Source organism: Vibrio sp. Vb0598, from assembly GCF_033338935.1.
Taxonomy (GTDB): domain Bacteria; phylum Pseudomonadota; class Gammaproteobacteria; order Enterobacterales; family Vibrionaceae; genus Vibrio; species Vibrio alginolyticus.
Genome location: NZ_JAWOTP010000207.1, coordinates 1 through 1,165, shown reverse-complemented (window position 1 = coordinate 1,165; position 1,165 = coordinate 1). Strand labels below are relative to the sequence as shown.

At 43.9% G+C, this 1,165-nt stretch carries 1 protein-coding gene and 1 pseudogene; both read right to left on the bottom strand.

Going from position 1 to position 1,165, the window contains the following annotated elements; all coding sequences use genetic code 11:
• A pseudogene (locus tag R7Q38_RS24130) lies at positions 1 to 379 on the bottom strand (Zn-dependent protease); the annotation flags it as partial.
• The gene (locus R7Q38_RS24125; protein ID WP_025553289.1) at positions 379 to 969 is read right to left on the bottom strand and encodes a LemA family protein; all 591 of its coding nucleotides are present in this window, start codon (positions 967 to 969) and stop codon (positions 379 to 381) included. The gene R7Q38_RS24125 and the pseudogene R7Q38_RS24130, both read right to left, overlap by 1 nt.
• Between the last annotated feature and the right edge of the window lie 196 nt (positions 970 to 1,165).

Below are 1,165 nucleotides of genomic sequence, written 5' to 3'. Positions count from 1 at the left end.
AAACTGGTGGCACGGGAATCCCCGACGCGATGGACATTTCTTCCACAACATTGAGTAACTGGCGGTGTTTCGCATTTGACGTGTCTGTCGAAATCAACTTGCCGCCGATACTTTCTGCAACGCCACGTCCACCATTGGCGTTTAGCTCACTAAGACGAATGAATGAGCTGATGCTAACAACCGTTAGCACGCCCACAAAGCTCAACAAACAATAACTGATGATGGATTGAGTGGTGAACGGTTCGCCAGTGAAATAAAAGTAGATGCCAATCGAAATGACACTCACTAGCCCTGTGATGGCTAAAACGGCCAAAGTGAATAGCATCACCAAAAGTCCAGTTCGCTGGCGCGCAGTGTCTTGATGATGAAAAAAGTCCATTAGAACGCAACCTTCGGCGCTTCTTGGATTGCTTCTGTGTCTGCAAACTCAAGTAACTTACCGTCTTGGAAACCAAATGTGTTCGCGAAGATAACGGGTGGGAATGTTTGCTTGTAAGTGTTGTAGCTGGTCACGGCATCATTAAATGCTTGGCGGGCAAACGCGACTTTGTTTTCGGTACTGGTTAGCTCTTCTTGGAGTTGGCTCATCGTCTCGTTTGCTTTCAATTCAGGGTAGGCTTCTACCACAACGTTCAGTTTGCCTAGAGCGTTTTGTAACATGCCTTCTGCTTGGCTAAGCTGGCTAATTGCAGCATCACTATCTGGTGCATCACTGGCGGCTTTTAAACCTGCTATCGCTTGGTTACGAGCTTGGATAACGCGTTCAAACGTTTCCTTCTCATGATCCATGTAACCTTTAGCGGTGTTTACTAAATTCGGAATTAGGTCGTATCGACGTTTCAGTTGAACTTCGATTTGAGCGAAGCTGTTTTTAAAGCGATTTCGTAGAGTAACGAGCTTGTTGTAAATACTGATTGCGTAAACCACAAGCAGCAGAACAATAACAATAAAGACAATCAGTGCAGTCATAGTGAGTTCCATTTTGTGAATGTATCAGTGTTTTATATAAGTAGTTGAGATATTAAGCAAATTAGACTTACTTATAATGTGGGGTATTTTTAAATATGGCACGTATTGCGTAAGAAATATGAGAGCCATTTAGGATAAGAACAAAGGGAAAGGATTCTCAAGGAGCGCAAAATAAAAAGGCCCGGCGTGAAAGCCG

Bases quoted from the DNA above. Each gene is read 5' to 3' on its own strand.
- R7Q38_RS24125 (WP_025553289.1), bottom strand. From the start codon at position 969: ATGACTGCACTGATTGTCTTTATTGTTATTGTTCTGCTGCTTGTGGTT.